Origin of the sequence: Paraburkholderia sp. A1BS-2L (assembly GCF_051125205.1) — a bacterium.
Classification (GTDB): domain Bacteria; phylum Pseudomonadota; class Gammaproteobacteria; order Burkholderiales; family Burkholderiaceae; genus Paraburkholderia.
In genome coordinates this window covers 1-17,706 of the sequence record NZ_CP120433.1, presented here as the reverse complement: position 1 = coordinate 17,706, position 17,706 = coordinate 1, and the positions used below count along the sequence as shown (strand labels likewise).

Below are 17,706 nucleotides of genomic sequence, written 5' to 3'. Positions count from 1 at the left end.
GCCGTTTTTTCGCCATGATGTACGCCCTCTAGCCGTTTGTATCATAGGCATTATACAAAATACGTCCAAAACGGCTAGCGGGATTGAACATACGGCCATACGGGCAGGTTCTGTGGCGTATGCGGCGTATGTCTGCGAGTGTCGTATATCGGCGTCAGCCTCCCGGTTTCGGCGCGACGCGGTGCGGCACGCGCGGCGCGTGGCGGTCAGCTTGGTGCTCGCGCTCGAAGTCGGCGCGCAGATCGGCCAGCGACCTGAAGTCGGCTTCGCCTGCTCCTCGCTGCTCCATGCGACGTGCGATCGCGTCGAGCCTGCCGACGAACTGGTGGCGTTCGGTAGATGACCATTCGCGTGAGCGCTCGGCGTCGACACGCTCGCGGCCTGCCGGTGGCTGCTCCCATTGCGCGGCGACGAGGCGATTGTCGTAGACCGGCTCGTCGCTGTTTCGCGCAAACACGGTCATCCGGTCGACGAGCTGCTCGGCCTCGAGCTTCTCGACAGTCAGCGGAACGCCGGTGAACGCTGCATCGTGCTTATCGCGATTCGACCAACGGCCGAAGCCGTTGGCCTGCACCTGGCGCTCATAGCGCTCGTGGATGCTTAGGCGACTGACAAGCGCGTTGACGGCCATCACGCGGGCCTCGATCCGGTAGCCGGCATCGCGCAGTTTCCGGCAGAGCTTGGCGAGGTTGTCAGGGTCGCGCATCGTGCCGTCTACGATCAGGTTTCGACGCGCGGCCATCGCGGCGCTCGTCAGTTTGACGGCCCACGGGCCCGCATCACCGTGGGTGCGGTCTGCCGCCGTGCGGTCATCCTCGCGCATCAGCGCGATGTACCTTGGATGGTTCTTGCGGAGTTCGTCCGCGTCGATCTTCACGGCATTGCCGGCGAGCTCGTCCAGCGCTACGCTGGCGAGCGCTGCCTTGCCTGCGCCCGGTTGGCCGCCAAGGATGATCGCTACGGGTCGCTGGACGGGCCGCGTGATCGCGAGTGCTTGGGTCTGGATCTCGCGCAGGATCTCGCCGTGCGTTTCAGAGTCCAGCCGAAACTGCGCAGTGTCGGTCTGCGGAAAGGTCTGCTGCTGGCGATCGCCGGCGCGGATGCCCGTGGCGATGTCGCGTGCGGCGTCGCGTAGCTCTGCGAGCGTAAGCGGGCCCTTCGAAAGGCCCGTTGCGCGCAGGGCACGCTGGAGCGTCGCGCGCACGCCGTCCCACGCACGCCCGACGAAGCTCCGTTCTTCCTCGGCGACGAAGGCGAACACTTCCTCGGCCTTGTACAGATCTGGAAGCGAGGCGTAATCGCACTCTACCCGCTTCCAGATATGGCTCAGCGATGGCTCGTGCCGCGTTTCCAGAACGCGATCGAGCAGAGCGCGCTTTTCAGTCGGGCTGAAAGTGTTGAGCCCGTAGTGGCCGAGCAGCTCGTGGCGAAGGGCTCGTCGGACGGCCCCTTCGTCACCCATATTGGAAGCTGCAAGGGTAAAGATGCGTCGGGCCGGGTGGTATGCCCCGTCGATGCGGTAGCCGAGTTTTTCACGGGATGCTTCGGGTCCATAGATTTCCTCCTGCGTCGCACGCACAATGGCGGTTACGGGAATGTTCCCGTTGTACTCGGCGAGGAACTCGTCGACGGCTTGCTGCGCCTCTTCGACCGAGAGCCCGCGCGGGCGATTGTCGTGGATGACCGTCATCGTGGCCTCAAGTCGTCATGCGCTCGCGCGCACGAGCCTGCCATATTGTTCAATGACGCGCGCGACAGCATCGTGGTCGCCGATGCGCAGGCGGCTGCGCTCCCCGGCGAGGTCGGCTTGCTGCCGACGCAGTTCGGCGAGCCGGTCAACGTCCGGCGCGTTCTTCGCCTTTTCCTCTTCGATGTCGCGCGCCTTCAAGGCGATTACGTTGCCGATCGTTTCGAGCGCGCACTCGTAATCGGCAAGCTGGTCGTCAGTCCAAGTAGTCATAACGTCATGCTCCGGGCCTTGCGGGCCATGTAGGCGTGGCGCAGCAACACACATGCGACAACCACGTCGACCAGACCGAACAGCAGCGGTCTGAAAGCGATGGTGTTGTGCAGCATGTAGCCGCGCGCGGCTGCGAAACAGAAAAACAATCCTACGAGAAGGGCGACGATCGCGACGCTCGTCTGTACGGCTGCCTTCATGTCAGTTGCCCTCCTTCGATTCCGGCGCGGCCGGGTCGGTCACGGAAATCGTGTTCATCATCACCGATTTGCCGCTGGACGGTGCTCCTACAATGAGTTGAACGAACGATTGCGATATCGTCTGGACATTGATGTTGTAGTTCCGACATTTGTTAGCGGCACGTTGAAACTGTTGAGCCGCAGTGTCATTCCAGCCAGGCCAAGCGGTTATGTCGATTGCGCCGCTCGCATTCGCGCTTTGGTCGTTGCACCATTGATAGAGCTGTCGGCACTCGTCAGCCGTGAGACTGTCAAGCAGCGATATGGCGAAGCCGTCGGTGCCGGCGACAATCGCAGCGTTGCACGCATCGATGTCAATCGCGCGCACTTCGCCGGCAGCGTCCTTTACTTTCAGTTCCATGTCGATCCTCTCGATGATTGTTCGATGTGCTTCACTTCTTCGGCCACTGCTGCGCGCCATGCAGAAAGCGGATCAATTCGATTCGTCCCGCGCGCGGTTTCACGCGATAGACGACGATGAACGGTGTGCGGCTGACGACCAGCTCGCGTGTGCCGTCTACGCGACCGGGGCGGCCCATTTCGGGATGCTGGATCAGCATGTCGGTCTGCCGTTCGATCTCGTCGAGTTGGCCAAGTGCGGCAACCGGGTTGTCCTCCGCGATATAGTCGATTGCTTCTTCGCGAGCGCGACGAGCGCGCGGTGTCCATACCAACACCATCACTTGTTGCCGCCTGCGATGCGGGCCTTCAACGCTTCGCGTTGACGCTGCATGTCATCCTTCACCACGTCGTGCGGCACCCACTCCGTATTCGGGTCGTCGGCCTCGGCGAGGCCCTGCTCGACCTGCGCGCGGAACCACTTATCGTGTTCGGCCGCTTCGTGTGTTCGCTTCAGGGCTTCAGCCCGATCGGGCCGCGTTCGCGTCGTCTCCCTATCGTCGGGGTTCCAGTCCTTCACGTCGAACGAGCCGACGGCCAGACCGAGGCCGCGGAGCAACGTCAGCGCTTGGGCAGGATTGCCGAAACCGCGCGGTTCGCTGCTGCGGGCCTTCGCGAGAATGGCTTCCCCGCCATTGCGCGTGTCGACCTGTACGTAGAAGGCGCCGCCCTGCGCTTTGAGCGTGACACCCGCGACGCCGCCGGCGTCGGTGGTGGCCCGCAACTGCTCAAGGGTCAAGGTGTGCATGCTAATCTCCCGATGCAAGGTAATTGTTATTAGAGTACACGACTAACAATTAACGTGCAACACCTTAGACGCTACCCTCTTTATCGCGCGGGGGCTCGGCAGGTTCTTGAACGAGCGTGAGCTGATACTCGGTATGCAGGTGCTGCATCAAACGCTCTGCCGTTTCGGGGCTCTGGCACCGAAACAGCACGATCGCGCCGGGGATGCCCATTGCCCGCTCGATGTAACGACGGGCAGTGGCCGGCATTTCGTCGTCAGCGGCGATGATTGCCAGCGCGAGACCTTCGCGGCCGGTAATGTCGATGGTGCGGTCAATCGATCGCTCGACGGCTGGCGTGATGCGCGGTTTGTTGTCGGCATCGCGCAGCAGCAGCGACACGATGAACGGCACCGTGCGCCCGTCGGGCGCTGTCGCGTGGTAGGCCGGTACAGCATCGAGGTAGACGCGTTCTTGCATGGTCGCTCCGTTATGGGGAATTGCGGTCGATGGCCAGAAACGGGGTGTTGCCGCCTACCTGCGGGTCGATTGACCCGAAGGAGGCAACATTCGCTGCGCGCTGCTTGAGCCACTTGTCGATCAGCGCGCGGGCTTCGTCGTCGTTGACCTGGACCAGTCGCCCATTGTCGGAGAAGAACACCGGCATGCGGAACGTCTTGCTGCCGTCGACGGCGATCGCGACCTCGATCCACCGCTGCTTGCCTTCGCTGACGCGATAGAACGTGGCTTGGAAGCCCTGCAGGACCTCGCGATGGGTGCCCTGTTGCTCGGCAGTCTCGGCCGGCGGCTTGCGATCGCAAGCCGCGAGCAATGCCACGAGCGCGAGGGCGATGGCGCAGCGCTTCATGAGTTCACCTCTGCTCGCCATTTCAGATAGTCCTCGACGCGGTAGAAACCGGCCGCCGCGGCGTTGCGCTCGAGCGCCCATGTCGTCTCGCCCGGCTGGATCAGTGCGCGCAATTCAGGGGGATAGAATGCGCCCGCCTCTACTGCGGCCGGATCGTTGTCGGGAGACTCCTCATCCGTATCGGTGTCGGTCTCAACGTCGTGGGGCTCCGACCCGTGGTCTTCATAGTCCTCGGGCATGCCGTACAACTGCTGCTCATATTCGGCCCACGGCTTCTCGGACCAGAGTGCTCGCACATCGTCATCGGTAAGTCCTGGCCCCGTGAGGCGGTCAAGCGCTTCGCCGCTGATCTCATTGGCATCGACGCCCAGCACCAAGGCGAGACGTTGCCTTGCCGCCTCCTCTTCACGGCGCATTTCTTCGTAGAACGCGTCGATCTCGGCCATCTCGGCGGCGTCTTCGGCTTCTTTACGCTCTCGCTTGGCGCGAAGTTCGGCCTCGATCTGCTGTTGGGTAGCGCGAGCGCGGTCGAGCACCTCCGTCCAGTTCGGCGGAGGCGGACAAACGCCGGCCTGCACGAGGCGGGCATTCTGATAGTCGATGAAGGCCATGTTCTCTTCTGGCGTCACGACGGCCGGTTCGGTGGCCACGTCGTCGATTGCGCGTGGCAATCCGCGCTTCGTGCGGCCCGTGCCCGCGCGATCGACAAGATAGCGCTCGCGCCATGCTTCGCCGCGTGCGCGTTTGCCCTCGCCTTCCATGCTGGTCGTGTACCGCATGAGCCACGCGTGCATGTACCACTGGCGCTCCTGCGCATACTTGATGGTTAGATCGTGGAAGCGTTGGTAGAACGCTTCGTCGTGCCCGCAATCGAGGCTATCGCCTTCGTGTGCGACCTCGTGTTCGATCAAGCTGAAAATGTATGCGGCGGCCTTGAGCGGCACCGTCTTGAGACGCTTCACCACGTCGACGGTGAACGCGATGTAGCTGTCGCCATCCGTCCACGCCTCGGCGGTGTTTGACTGGCCGAGAAGGATCTGAAAGGACTTGCCGCCCCTCGCAATGGGGCTGCCGTGATAGCGGCGTTCGCCGCCGGTGAGGACAGCAGCATAGTGGTGGAGAATCGTGCGCAACGCGGTCCACGCGCGGCGGGCCTCCTTGTCCAGCGCATCGCGCTCGGTAACAAGCGCCGTTCGCTCGACGAATGCGTCGCGCAGCGCCGAGAAGGCGACGAGCTCGGGCAGCTTGAGCGAGTCGAGTCCCCAAAAACGGGTACCGTTCTTCTCGACGTCCTCGCGGATGTTGGCGTGGATGCGATCGACACAATCGAGCAGGTCGTGTGCGTTATAGCAACCGAATCGCTCGAGCGTCTTCGGGTGAACAACGACTGCGATCCCCTCGCGCGCGATCGCCTCGCCCTTTGGCACGTCGAAGCCGTTCTCGACGACCGTGAAGCGGTTGCCTTGACGCTTGTTGTGGCTGTAGCGGCATTTCTGCAGGAATGCCTGCATCGTGACGTTACGCTTTCCGGGCAGCAGCGTGATGACCTCCTCTTTCTCGTAGATCTGCACGATGTTCGGGTCGCCGGCGAGCAGCGCGCGAGCCGACTTCTCGCGGCTCGCTTCGGTCTTGCGGTGGTCGCCGAGTCGCGATCGAACGTCGTCGGCCAGCGTGCCAAACTGCTTCGCGATCGCCTTCCAGACCGGACACGTCTTGCGCAGAATTTCGGTACGCGAGACATTCAGTGCGATTGCCTTCTTCGAGACGATGAGCCCGCCTGCGCCCCACATGTGCGCGGGGTCATGTCGCACCAGCACGCCTTGGTTGTAGATCGACACGGCACCATCTTCCTTCGCGCGATACCAAGCAAATTCGTCTTCCGCATCCCATCGCTCGGTTCGGGGATCGCGGGTAATGACGCGGCCGTTCAGCTCGACGCTGACCGGCGTGTAGCGCACGAGGTCGCGGATTTCCTGCACGGCCGACATGAGCTCAGAATCCGTGAGCGGCTCGTACCAACGGCCGGTGATGGAACAGCCCGGCAGCGTCTGCACGAGCTGCTCGAGGTCGTAGCTGTAGCCCATCGCGCGCGTGTCGACCGTCATCTGCCACGCGTTCGAACACCAGATCGTGCTGGCATGGGCCATGATCTGGCCGCGCCCGAGGCGGAATCGGCCGTAGGTCGCATCGCCTTCCTCGTGCGGCGTGCCGAAGCGCCCGAAGTAGCGAATGACGTCTTCGCGGCTCGCGAAACCGTTGCCGTCATCAGAGCACTCGAAGCCCTCCTTCGTCATGGAAAGCCGCACGGCCGTGGCGCGCGCGTCGACGGAATTCATCAGCAACTCAATGATTGCTTTGCCGATCGAGCCGGCCTGGCTGTAGATGATGTGGTGGATGATCTGCGGATCGAGTTCAAACGGGAGCTGCATAGGTCCTCCTCACTTACGATCTTCGAATTCGAACGTGACGCTGCCGTTGCTCGCGTCGAGCTTCAGCGATGCCGAGAACTTGCGTTTCGACTTGCTGACGAAGCCTGCAAGCACACCCGTCTTGCCCTTGCTGATGAGGGTCTCGGCGTCGGAGGCAGAGAGCTTGCGGCTCGCGATTTCGGTGCGCACCTTGAAGTCGCAGCCGGTACACGCGTAGTTCCATGCCTGCACTTCGATGGCCGACGAGCATTTCGGGCACTTGGCCTTGAGCTGCTTCGCCTCGCCGTTGGACGCCGGCGCGGCACGGTCCTCGAATTCGAAGTCGATCTTGCCGGTATCGATGTCGAGTTTCAGCGCGGCTGAAAATTTCTTGCCCGACGAGCGGCTGGTGAAACCGGACAGAACACCGGTTTTGCGATCGGCGAGCAGCTTGCTGGCCTCGCCCTCGGTGAGCCGCCGGCCGAGGATTTCGCCCCATACCTTGAAGTCGCAGCCGCTGCACTGATACGCGCGGCCGTCGACATGAACAGCGGCGCCGCATTTCGGGCACGGTGCGTCGAGAGCCTTGGCAACCGGCTCGGGCAGCTCGCCGTGTTTCGCGCGGATGGTGTTGACCATGCCGGTCGACAGGTCAGCGATCTCGCTCATGAACGCAATGCGGCGGTAATCGCCCTTCTCCATGCGCAGCAGCTTCTGCTCCCACTCGCCGGTCATCTGCGGCGACACGAGAAAGTCGATGCCAGCCTGTTCGAGGAACGCGATGAGGTCCATGCCCTTGGGCGTCGGCACGAGCTCGTTGTCGTCGCGCAGAAGGTAGGGCTCTTTGGGATTGCCGTTCTTGTCCTTGTCTTCGAGCAGGCCCTCGATGATCGCCGCGCGCGTGGCTGGGCGGCCGATGCCGTTGGCCTTCATCGCGGCGCGGATGTCCTTGTCTTCGACTTGGCGGCCGGCATTTTCCATTGCCGACAGAAGCGTCGCCTCGGTGTAGCGCTTCGGCGCTTTGGTGCGCAACGCCTTCAGGTCGATCGAGTCGGTTTTGACGGACTCGCCATCTGCGACCTTGCAAAGCGCGGGCGTCGCGTCGTCATCAGCCTTGTCGCCATAGACCGCGAGCCAGCCCGGATCGACCAGCACCTTGCCGGAGGCACGGAACGTTTCATCCGCGACGATGGTGGTCCGCACGGTCTTCTCGTATTTCGCCGACGGATGAAACACCGCGATGAAGCGGCGCGACACGAGGTCATAGATCTTCTGCTCGTCAGGGGACAGACCGTCCGGCTGCTGGCCCGTCGGCACGATGGCGAAGTGGTCGCTGATGTCGGCGTTGTTGAAGATACGTTTGTCGGGCTGTACCCAGCCGTTGTCAATGACGCGCTGCGCATGCGCATCGAGTGGCGTCGTGGCGAAGCTGGCCAGCGTGGTCGTGGCCGTTTCGAGATAGTCCTCCGGCAGCGCTCGGGAGTCCGTGCGCGGATAGGTGGTGGCCTTGTGCTTCTCGTAGAGCGCTTGTGCGATGTCGAGCGTCTTCTTCGCGGAGAACTTGAAGCGTTTGTTGGCTTCACGTTGGAGCGCGGTCAGGTCGAAGAGTGCGGGGGCGTGGCGCTCCTCGGGCTTCGACTCGTCCACCACGGACGATGGATCAACGCCTTTGCATTTATCGACGATAGCCTGCGCCTTCGCCTTGTCGAACCATCGTGCGCCGGTTTGCTCGGATTCGGCATCGCCCTCGCCTGCCGAATCGCTGCCGCCGTCGGCATCGCCGATCCACTTCGCGACATAGGTGCCTGCCTCTGCGCGAAACGTGCCGTGGATCTCCCAATAATCGCGCGCGACGAACGCGGCAATCTCGCGCTCGCGTATGACTGGCATGGCGAGCGTTGGCGTCTGGACGCGCCCGACGGGTGATACCTCGCGACGCTGCGTCTGCCGCTCGCGCAACGCGGTCGTCGCACGCGTACCGTTGACGCCGACAATCCAGTCAGCTTCGGAGCGGCAAAAGGCAGCGTCTGAAAGATGGTCGAATTCGGCGCCGGGGCGCAGATCGTCGTGCGCCTTGCGTATGGCCGACGCGACCATCGATTGAATCCACATGCGTTTCGTCGGCTTCCGGCACCCCGCCTTGTTGTAGATGAGGCGGAAGATCAGTTCGCCCTCGCGCCCGGCGTCGCACGCATTGACGACGCTGGCCACGTCGTCGCGTGCCATCAGCTTTTTCAGCCGGCTGAATTCGGCGGTACAGCCGTCGATGACCTCGAGCTCGAAGCTGTCCGGAATGATCGGCAAGGCGCCGATCTTCCACATGTCTTTGCCGTCGGCGACCGGCACCGTCTGTTTCACCAAATGCCCTCTTGCCGGAGCGACGATCGCGTCGTCGCTCTCGAAGTACCCGTCGGCTTTGGTGAAGCCGCCAAGCGCTTTCGCGATGTCAGCGGCGACGGACGGTTTCTCGGCGACTATCAGTGCTTTACCCATGTTCCTTCCTCGGTTCAGTTGCTCGGCTACAAGCGGCTTAGGACGCCGATCGCGTCTCGTTCGGCCGCTTGCTCTTTTTCCGTAGAATGGCTACCATACGAAAAAAGTATATAGCATTATGAGTCACCGAGAAAGGACGATCCAATGCTTTTGAAGCGAGTCAGTGCCGCCGTCGGCCTGATGGCCGTCGCGCATATAGCGCATGCGTCTGCAACAGCCGGCGTCGTGGCCGTGCCGGCATGTGTTGTTCAGGCCGCGAACGATTACACGCTGCCGGTGCGTGGGCTGCTGGCCGTCTGGCTGACCGAGGGCGGCCGCCTCGGCACGGTGAGCAAGAACACGAACGGGACGGCGGACTATGGCCCGATGCAGATCAATACCGTGTGGGCAACGCGTCTCGAAACGCAGTTTGGCGTGACGCGCCAGATGATTACGGACGACTTCTGTTGGTCTGTTCGCGCAGGCGCATACATCCTGCGCTACGAGATCAACCAGGCGGGCGGCAGCTTTTGGGATGGTGTCGGGCACTATCACTCGCGCACGCCGCAGTACAAGTATCAGTACATCGAGCGCGTCTATCGCAACTCGATGAAATTTTGAGGATGACGCATGAGTGCAACGCAAGGTAAGCGCGACGACATGGGCCTCGTGTATCTCGGGATGCTCGGGCTCGCAGCGGGCTTCTGCTGGTTCATGTGGTACTCGTCGCATGCCGACATCGTGTACTACGGCCTCAAGCTCGCGTGGTATCAACTGTCGGCGCTCGATTGGCCGTTCATGCCGGATGCGATCCGGCGATGGAAGCAGGAGGTCGCCTATCTGGCCATGCGCCCAGCGACTGTGTCATTCGATCAGTTTCTCTCGATGATGAACCGGGCTGGCTACCTGTTCGTGTGGATTCCGATCTTGCTGGCGATCCGGGGCATCAAGCTCGCGGTGAAGCACAAGGCGAACCTAACTCGGCGAAAAGTCACGGTACAGACGCTGCCGTGGATCATGTCGAATCACTCGCCGGCGATCATCCCGTCGCTGTATTACGGCGACAAGGACACGTTGCTGCTGAACGTCGATCCGGAGGAACACCGGAGCTCGATCAATCCAGAGGAATGGGTCGAGCAGCACGGTCTGCTGGTGAACGGCGTACTGGACCGCGAGCGCTGCCGAGCCCTGTTTGTTGCGGATCTCGGTCAGCCCGTGAAGTCGCTGGACGAGCTGAAACCGCAGGAGAAAGCGATGTTCGCGATCTTCGGCACGCGGCTGCTCGCCGACGGGAAGGATGGCGGTAAGGCGCAGGATCTGCTCGATGCGCTGAACCGTTCGTGCCACAAGCATACGTGGAACGGTAAGAAGGGATACCCCGACCTGTCGATCGCGAACAAGCCGTTCGCGAAATATGCCCAGCATCCCGAAGCGCAGCGATGGCTCGAAAAGCATCCCTACCCGCGCACGCTGTTGCACGCCATGCACAAGGCGGCGCAGGGCTCGGGCAAGCTGCCGTCATCCCATTTCCGCTGGCTCAAGGGTATGGACCGGGGACTCTGGTACGCCCTCAACACCACGGGCCGCAAAACGCCCTTTCTCGAATCGGCCGCAGTCTTCACGCAGACCCTGTGGGAAGACTTCGCGTTTGACAGCGGCTATCGGCTCACCGAGCCCCACGTCGACGATGCGGTCGATGGCGTGGAAGCCTACCTCATCAAAGTCGGCCTTATGGCCCCGCGCAAGAACAAGGAGTAATCCGTGAAGAGCAACGACATCATTCGGCCGTTCGAGAAATCGCTGCTTGTGCAGTTTGGCAGCACCGGGGAGTTGCAGCATGTCAGCACGCTGCGGCTCGATCAGGGCGTGACGTTCATTCGGTCGGGAAACACGATCGAGGCGCGCTATCACGATGGCGCCGGCGAGGCGTTTGTCGTCGAGCGCTTTTCGAGCGAGCCGCTCGCGAACACGGCGTTTCATAACCTGCAGGCGGCGTTGAAGCGCTATGCACGCGTGCGGCGATTCGCGGGCTACTGGAAAGCGGCGGTGAAATGGGGCTTCGCGCCCCTGACGGTGGCCGTCCTCGCGCTCGGGATCAACATGGCGGCGACGCGCGCGGTGGGCGGCTCGGTGGGCGGCTCGGCGGGCGGCATCGGCGCGGCGGGTGCAGCGCCGATGGTGCCGCTGCCCAGCAATTTGGGCACCGCCGCGGCGCAGCCGCCCATCGCGCGGCCGGCGGTGGCCTCTCCCGCCGAACTGGCTCTCGCGATGGCAGACGGCGCGAAGTCGGGCAAGTACGCCGTCCAGTTGTCGAAGGGCAGCAAGGGCACGCTGTACGTGTTCTCCGATCCGTCCTGCCCGCACTGCCAGGATCTCGAACCGGAGCTCGACAAGCTCGCGAAGGATTACACGATCTACATCTTCCCGGTGACGGTTATCGGCGGCGAAGCGTCGTCGCATCGCACGGCGAAGCTCATGTGTGCAAAGCCCGACGCACGCGGCGCGTTGTGGAAGAAGATCGTGCAGGGTGACGATCTTCCGAACGCCGAATGCGCCGAGGGTACGGATGCGGTTGCCCGGAACGACAAGATGTTCCGCGTAATGCGGTTCCTCGGCACGCCGACCATCATCAATGCGGCCGGCGAGCAAACGCCCGACTCGATTCCGAACACGGCGGACGCGATCAATCAGTGGATGTCGACCGCGACGACGGCAAGCAAGTAAGGGGCAGCATGGCCAAGTACATCCGGTTCGGCGATGACTTTCTGGACCGTCTCCGAAGCGAGACCGATCTGCCGGCGCTGATTGAACGTGACGTGAAACTCAAACGCGCCGGTCAGAGCTTTGTCGCGTGTTGCCCGTTCCACGAAGAGAAGACGCCTTCATTCCACGTGTCGCCCGACAAGCACACGTATCGGTGCTGGGGATGCGGTGCGCGCGGCGATGCGATCGAGTGGATGCGGAACAAGCATCACATGTCGTTTCACGACGCTGTGGTGCATCTGGCCGGGGTCTGCGGCATTCCCCTGCCCGTCGAGGATCGGGACAGCGACGAGGATAAGGCGCAGCGCAAGCGCCTCGCCACGCTCTATCAGGCGCTGAAAGAGGCCGCGCGGGTGTTTTCGCGTGGCTTGGCGAAGAGTCCGGCCGCGCGCGCCTACCTCGAGGAGAAGCGCGCACTGACGGCCTCGACGATCGATCGCTTCGGGTTGGGCGTTGTCGCGAAGGGCGTCGTCGAGCTGATGGCTGGCTCGACGAGTCGCGATGCGCTGCTGGCCTCCGGGCTTGCCGCGCAACGCGACGACGGCGAGATCTACGACCGCTTTCGCCATCGCATCATGTTCCCGATCCATAACGAAACCGGAAACCTCGTCGGGTTCGCCGGTCGTTCGATGATCGAGAAGCCCGACAAGACGCCGAAGTACATCAATTGCCCGGAGACCGAGATCTTTCACAAGGGCCGCGAGCTGTACGCGCTGCATCTTGCGAAGCCGGCGATCCGCAGCGGGCGAGTTGCCGTGATCGTGGAAGGCTATTTCGACGTCATCAGCCTGCACCAGGCCGGCGACGAGCGCGCTGTCGCGCCGATGGGCACGGCGCTGACCAACCTGCAGGTGCGCCGGCTACTGGTCCACGCGGACACGATCGTGTTCGCGTTCGACGGCGACGCGGCGGGACGCAAGGCCGCGCTCGCGGCCGCAGCCGTGCTGCTCGACGAGATGAAGGACGGCAAGTCGGCGCGCTTCCTGTTTCTTCCCGACGACGAAGATCCCGATAGCTTCGTGCGGTCGCACGGACTTGAAGCATGGCACGCCGCGACGGAACAGGCTGTGCCTCTGAGTGCGTTCCTTGCCGACTACGTGGCTCACGGGCTCGACCGAAACGTGCCAGAAAGTCAGGTCAAGGCCGCCGAGAAGGCAAAAGCAATCCTCGCGCGAATCCAGCACGCCGAGCTGTTCGGCCGTGCAATGAAGGCGAAGCTCGAGGAAATCATCGGCGTCGCATTGGACTGACGGGACGATCTTTCATGGCACACGAATATCTGTTGAAGCGGGAGGCAGTCTGATGGCATTGGACCCGAATCACGAGATCGACTCGGCGAGACTGACAGTCGACACCCGCAGCGCCGAGCAGCGGTTTTTCGCTGCGCTCTACCGGCCGTCGACGTTCCGCAACTTCCTGGTGCTGTTCATCGGCCTGCAGGTCTATCTGCCTGCGCTGTGGCCGGTATGGGTCATTCTGCTCTGGATGATGGTCATGTCGTTTCAGGACCAGAAATTCCAGATGCCGCTGCGCATGCCGAAAGATGTCGGCGGGCTCGATCGTACCGACTACTACGAGGAACTCGTCGAAGAGAACATGCTGTGGGGCTTCGTGCGACGCTCGAAGACCCTGCGCAAGTATCTCGTCGCCGGCGGCATTCTCTATCTTGGCTTCCTGCGATCGCGCAACCTGCACGATCAGGGCCGTGAACTCTGGTTGACGAACTCGGACGCGCGCACGCACATGTTCGAGGTCGGAACCACGGGTAGCGGCAAAAGCGAAGGGTTGATGGGCACGTTCCACAACGCGATTTGCTGGGGCTCAGGGGCCTGCTATGGGGACGGCAAGGCGGACTCGAATCTCGCCTTCTGCTTATGGTCGTTGTCGCGCCGTCACGGCCGCGAGGATGACTTCCTGATCCTGAATTACCTCACCGGTGGCATGGACCCGTTCCAGCGCATCGTGGACGAAGAGCTCGGCCGCTTTGCTGGCCGTGCGGTGCTCGCGCAGTCGAACTCGATGAACTCGTTCGGCGACGGCTCTGCCGACTTCCTGCTGCAATTGATGGCATCGCTGCTGCCGCGTGCAAGCGGCGACGGCGCGCAGTGGCAACAGAAGGCGCTGAACATGATCGACGCCCTGCTCCGCACGCTCTGCTACAAGCGAGCGAAGGGCGAGCTGGACATTTCGATTGGAGTGATCCGCCATTACCTCGCGCTGCAGAACCTAGTGCAGTTCTATATCGAAGGCCGCGAAGGCAAGATCCCCGAACTGGCGTTCCTGCCGATCAAGGCGTACTTCGAGACCGGCCTGCCCGGTTTCAACCCGGCGCAGGCGCACGATCCTACGCAGTGGGACCCGGAAGTGTTCAACCAGCACGGCTATCTGACCGGGCAGTTCGCTCGCACGCTGTCGATGATGATGGACACGTATGGCTTCATCTTCGCCGATAAGTACCCCGAGATCGACATGCTCGACGTGCTGCTGAACAACCGGCTGCTCGTCGTGATGATCCCTTCGCTGGAGAAATCGGCGTCTGAGGCAGCGTCGCTCGGCAAGCTGTACATCTCGTCGATCCGCTTGATGATGGCGCAGAACCTCGGCTACCGGCTCGAAGGCACGAAGGCGGAAGTGCTGGATGCGAAGGCAACGAACGCGCCGAACCCGTCGGTCATCATCAGCGACGAGCTTGCCTATTACTTCGCCGAGGGCATCGCGGTCATGTTCGCTCAGGCCCGTTCGCTGGGCTTCATGATGATTGCCGCGGTACAGGACGTGCAGGGCCTCAAGCGCGGGGAGGCAAGCGAAGAATCGGCCTCGATGATCGCGAACACGAAGGTGAAGTGGACGCTCGCGCTCGAGGACCCGGAAGACACGTTCGAGCTCATCAAGAAAGCCGGTGGCGACGCGTATTTCAGCGTTCTGTCAGGTCACGATGCGACGATGGGCACGTTCACGACGTCGAACCAGGCGCAGGCGCAATCGAGCGTCGAGCGTCGCGAAAAGATCACGCTGAACGAGCTGAAGAAGCTCAACGCTGGCGAAGGCATGGTGATCTTCAAGGACGCCGTGGTGCCGTGCGCGTCGTACTACATCCCGGACGAGCACAAAAAGACGTCGAAGCTCCGGGCGCGTATCAACCGCTTCCTGCAGATCGAACGGCCGCAGTTCAAGCGTCTGCCGCGTAGCGCCGAGAAGGTCAGCAGCGCAGACGTGCATTCGGCCGACTACATCTTTGCGCAGCTCCGTCGGAGCGAGAAACCGTATTACCCGTCGCTGGACGATCCGATCCTGTCGGCGGTAGTGGGTGCGGTCGCCCACATGAACGACATCCAGCGCTTCGAGGTTACGCCGACGGAGCGCGGGATTGTCCTTTTTGAAGCTGCACGCAAGGCGATGAAAGAGGCCGAGGCAGCCGGCCGTTCCGGGTACATGCATGAGCCGCGTCACGACGACCCTATCGAGCTGATGCCGATGGATGATGACGACGACATACCCGAATCCGCCTTCGATGAATAAGGAACGAAACAATGTCGCAAATCCTCATAGGTCATGACTTTTGGAAGCTCCGCGAGAATGTAAAACTCCCGGTCTACTGGCGCGAAGCGCAGGTGTCGAATCATCACGTCGGCGTCGCCGGAACGTCGGGCGCAGGCAAGACGCATTGGATTCGCCAGTTCGTCACGGGCATGCCCGACGACGTGGAGATCGACATCTTCGACTACCACGGTGACATTGAGATCGAGGGCGCGAAGACGGTGATGTTCAGCGAGGCAACCCGTTACGGATACAACCCGCTCGTGCTGAACACCGATCCGCACTACGGCGGTGTGCGCCGCGCGGTCAACGACGTGATCGAGGCGATCAACAGCACGGCACGCCAGCTCGGCGGCAATCAAGAGGGCGTGCTTCGACACCTGCTGACCGACTCGTACATGATGAAGGGCATCTTCTCCGACAATCCGCGTTCGTGGGCGCGACGCGAAGCGTCGGAGGCCGAGATCCGGGAGATGATGGAGGCTCGCAACTGGTCAGGCCTGCGCGAGGTGTACCCGACACTGAGTGACGTGATTGGCTTTGCGAAACGGAAGCTCAAGGCGCTGTGGATGGGTATCGAGGACAAGGACAACGGACGGGCAGCGCTCAGCGCGTTCGATGAATACTGTCGTTCAATGGCCGCGGTGAACCAACTTCGCACGAAGCTCGCGAAGAGTGGCGCGAAAGACGACGAAGACATGGAGCGCCTGCAGAAGCGGATGGAGACGGCGAAGGCCAAGGCGTTCGACACGCATGCCAACTTTTTGAACAGTCTGGAGAACGGCCGCGAGTTCGAAGAGGCGATGAAGTACAACAGCAAGGATGTGCTGTTGAGCGTCATCACGCGGCTTGAAAACCTGAATGCGACCGGCATCTTCAATCCGAATCCCCCGCCCTTCGGCAACGCCCGCGTGCGTCGCTACATTCTCAAACCGCTCGCGCAGTCCGAGGACGAGCTGAAGATGTTCGTGCGCTTTCGCATGCGCGCGATCATCCGCGAGATGATGCAACGCGGCGAGTCGGGCGGTAAGCTGCGTCGGCTGATCGTGCTCGACGAGTCGAAGAAGTTCAACGACGAGGATGCGAGCAACCCGATCAACGTGGTCGTGAACGAGATGCGCAAGTTCGGCCTCGCGATCCTGCTCGCGGGCCAGTCACCGGCACACTTCTCGTCCGACTTCATAAAGAACGCCGGCACGCTGCTGCTGCTGAACCTGGCCACGGCCGATTGGGACGAAGCGGCGCGCAAGCTGAAGATCGAGGTCAAGGATCTGAAGTACCTGAAGCCGCAGGAAACGGGCGCTGTGCGGATGCTGGAAAAAGGACAGTCCGCATCGTTCCGCCAGGTGCGGTTCTGACGCTGGGGAGCCTGAACATGATGAACTCTCGCTTCCTTCGGCGCTGGGTCGCCGCTGCCGCGATCGCCGTTGCGGCGCAGGGCGCGATCGCAGCGCAAGCGCTGCCCGCCGGCGCTGCGTATGACCTCGGGTTTTCGCCGGCCGTCGGCCCTGCGAGCGCACTGGACGTCGTGCTGCAGGCGATCGGCAGCGCGCGCTCGTCGATTGTTGTCGTTGCGTACAGCTTCACGAGCAAACCGATCGCGACCGCATTGCTGGCCGCGCATCGCCGCGGGGTGAAGGTCGCCGTCGTTGCCGATCGCGGGCAGAACGCGAAGAGTTATTCGGCTGTGTGGTTCCTCGCGAACCAGGGTGTGCCTGTGCGGTTGAACGACCGATACGAGGCGACGCACGACAAGTTCATGGTGATCGACGGACTTCACGTGGAGACCGGCTCGTTCAACTACTCGTCGGCGGCCGCGAACCGGAATGCGGAGAACGCACTGGTCCTGTGGAACGCGAAACCGCTCGCAGATCGGTACGGGGCCGAGTGGGCGCGGCTATGGCAGGAGAGCGTCGAGCTGAAGCCCGCATATTGAAAAAAGGCCGGATATCCGGCCTTTTTCATGCGTCAGGCGATAAGGCGGCCTTGAGGATCGGCCTGCCCTCTCATCGCGTGACGCGCTCGAGCGCTGCCACGAGCTCGTAGGTGTCGCCGTAATGCCCGCTGAGTTTCTGGCGCGGCAACGCGTTCAACGCGCGAATGACGTCCGGCGCGATCGCAGCCAGCTCGCACAACGACATGACCATCTGCGCGTGGGCCTCGGTCAGCAGGTCGGTCAGGACCGGCCAGATCTCGCCGTTGGGCAAGGTGCCGACGACCGCCCACGAGACCGGCATGCCGCCGTCCTCGGTAGCCCGAACATCGAATGTGGTGAAGTCGGCCAGCGCTGCCAGCTTGTCGAAGAAGAAGATCGGTGCGCGATCGTTCATGGTGT

General features: G+C 62.4%; 18 protein-coding genes. 7 read left to right on the top strand and 11 right to left on the bottom strand.

What is annotated here, in order from left to right:
* Positions 1–154 precede the first annotated feature (154 nt).
* The 10 genes from P5W98_RS35680 to topB form a co-directional block, all read right to left on the bottom strand.
* The gene (locus P5W98_RS35680) at positions 155–1,690 is read right to left on the bottom strand and encodes a zeta toxin family protein (protein ID WP_090838854.1); all 1,536 of its coding nucleotides are present in this window, start codon (positions 1,688–1,690) and stop codon (positions 155–157) included.
* Positions 1,691–1,705: 15 nt separating this feature from the next.
* A complete protein-coding gene (locus P5W98_RS35675) occupies positions 1,706–1,960 on the bottom strand; it encodes a hypothetical protein (RefSeq protein ID WP_028229626.1) in 255 nt (84 codons plus the stop codon).
* Positions 1,957–2,160: a hypothetical protein gene (locus P5W98_RS35670; RefSeq protein ID WP_028229625.1), complete on the bottom strand. Its 204-nt coding sequence runs from the start codon at positions 2,158–2,160 to the stop codon at positions 1,957–1,959. Before P5W98_RS35670 ends, P5W98_RS35675 begins: the two co-directional genes overlap by 4 nt.
* A 1-nt stretch (position 2,161) precedes the next feature.
* The gene (locus P5W98_RS35665) at positions 2,162–2,560 is read right to left on the bottom strand and encodes a hypothetical protein (RefSeq protein ID WP_090838855.1); all 399 of its coding nucleotides are present in this window, start codon (positions 2,558–2,560) and stop codon (positions 2,162–2,164) included.
* A 31-nt stretch (positions 2,561–2,591) separates the two neighbouring features.
* Positions 2,592–2,879 carry a type II toxin-antitoxin system RelE/ParE family toxin gene (locus P5W98_RS35660; RefSeq protein WP_008344173.1) on the bottom strand — a complete coding sequence of 96 codons (288 nt, stop codon included), beginning with the start codon at positions 2,877–2,879 and terminating at the stop codon, positions 2,592–2,594.
* Positions 2,879–3,346, bottom strand: a complete 468-nt coding sequence (locus P5W98_RS35655; RefSeq protein ID WP_008344175.1) for a hypothetical protein — start codon at positions 3,344–3,346, stop codon at positions 2,879–2,881. Before P5W98_RS35655 ends, P5W98_RS35660 begins: the two co-directional genes overlap by 1 nt.
* A 64-nt stretch (positions 3,347–3,410) precedes the next feature.
* Positions 3,411–3,803, bottom strand: coding sequence for a hypothetical protein (locus P5W98_RS35650; protein WP_028229623.1), 393 nt, complete (start codon positions 3,801–3,803; stop codon positions 3,411–3,413).
* Positions 3,804–3,813: 10 nt separating this feature from the next.
* Positions 3,814–4,191 carry a hypothetical protein gene (locus tag P5W98_RS35645; RefSeq protein ID WP_028229622.1) on the bottom strand — a complete coding sequence of 126 codons (378 nt, stop codon included), beginning with the start codon at positions 4,189–4,191 and terminating at the stop codon, positions 3,814–3,816.
* Positions 4,188–6,620, bottom strand: coding sequence for an ATP-binding protein (locus P5W98_RS35640; RefSeq protein ID WP_090838856.1), 2,433 nt, complete (start codon positions 6,618–6,620; stop codon positions 4,188–4,190). The genes P5W98_RS35645 and P5W98_RS35640 overlap by 4 nt, the downstream gene beginning before the upstream one ends.
* 9 nt (positions 6,621–6,629) lie before the next feature.
* The gene (gene topB / locus P5W98_RS35635) at positions 6,630–9,092 is read right to left on the bottom strand and encodes a DNA topoisomerase III (protein ID WP_090838858.1); all 2,463 of its coding nucleotides are present in this window, start codon (positions 9,090–9,092) and stop codon (positions 6,630–6,632) included.
* 144 nt (positions 9,093–9,236) lie between these two features.
* Between topB and P5W98_RS35630 the strand changes: the two genes are divergently transcribed.
* From P5W98_RS35630 to P5W98_RS35600, 7 genes are read left to right on the top strand one after another with little or no spacing between them, the layout of a single operon-like run.
* Positions 9,237–9,692 (top strand): lytic transglycosylase domain-containing protein, encoded by a 456-nt coding sequence (locus P5W98_RS35630; protein WP_090838860.1) that lies wholly within the window; start codon positions 9,237–9,239, stop codon positions 9,690–9,692.
* A 9-nt stretch (positions 9,693–9,701) separates the two neighbouring features.
* Positions 9,702–10,829 (top strand): secretion/conjugation apparatus DotM-related subunit, encoded by a 1,128-nt coding sequence (locus P5W98_RS35625; RefSeq protein ID WP_028229619.1) that lies wholly within the window; start codon positions 9,702–9,704, stop codon positions 10,827–10,829.
* A 3-nt stretch (positions 10,830–10,832) separates the two neighbouring features.
* On the top strand, positions 10,833–11,795 hold the full coding sequence (locus P5W98_RS35620) for a DsbC family protein (RefSeq protein ID WP_090838862.1): 963 nt from the start codon (positions 10,833–10,835) through the stop codon (positions 11,793–11,795).
* Positions 11,796–11,803: 8 nt separating this feature from the next.
* Positions 11,804–13,084 (top strand): DNA primase, encoded by a 1,281-nt coding sequence (gene dnaG, locus P5W98_RS35615; RefSeq protein ID WP_090838868.1) that lies wholly within the window; start codon positions 11,804–11,806, stop codon positions 13,082–13,084.
* Between the two features lie 52 nt (positions 13,085–13,136).
* Positions 13,137–15,353 (top strand): TraM recognition domain-containing protein, encoded by a 2,217-nt coding sequence (locus P5W98_RS35610; protein WP_028229616.1) that lies wholly within the window; start codon positions 13,137–13,139, stop codon positions 15,351–15,353.
* 11 nt (positions 15,354–15,364) lie between these two features.
* Entirely contained in the window at positions 15,365–16,729 is a 1,365-nt protein-coding gene (locus P5W98_RS35605; RefSeq protein ID WP_090838864.1) for a hypothetical protein, read from the top strand.
* Positions 16,730–16,746: 17 nt separating this feature from the next.
* The gene (locus P5W98_RS35600; RefSeq protein WP_090838866.1) at positions 16,747–17,307 is read left to right on the top strand and encodes a phospholipase D family protein; all 561 of its coding nucleotides are present in this window, start codon (positions 16,747–16,749) and stop codon (positions 17,305–17,307) included.
* 70 nt (positions 17,308–17,377) lie between these two features.
* On the opposite strand, the gene P5W98_RS35595 is transcribed toward P5W98_RS35600, so the two are convergent.
* A complete protein-coding gene (locus tag P5W98_RS35595; RefSeq protein ID WP_007183063.1) occupies positions 17,378–17,701 on the bottom strand; it encodes a hypothetical protein in 324 nt (107 codons plus the stop codon).
* Positions 17,702–17,706: the final 5 nt, after the last annotated feature.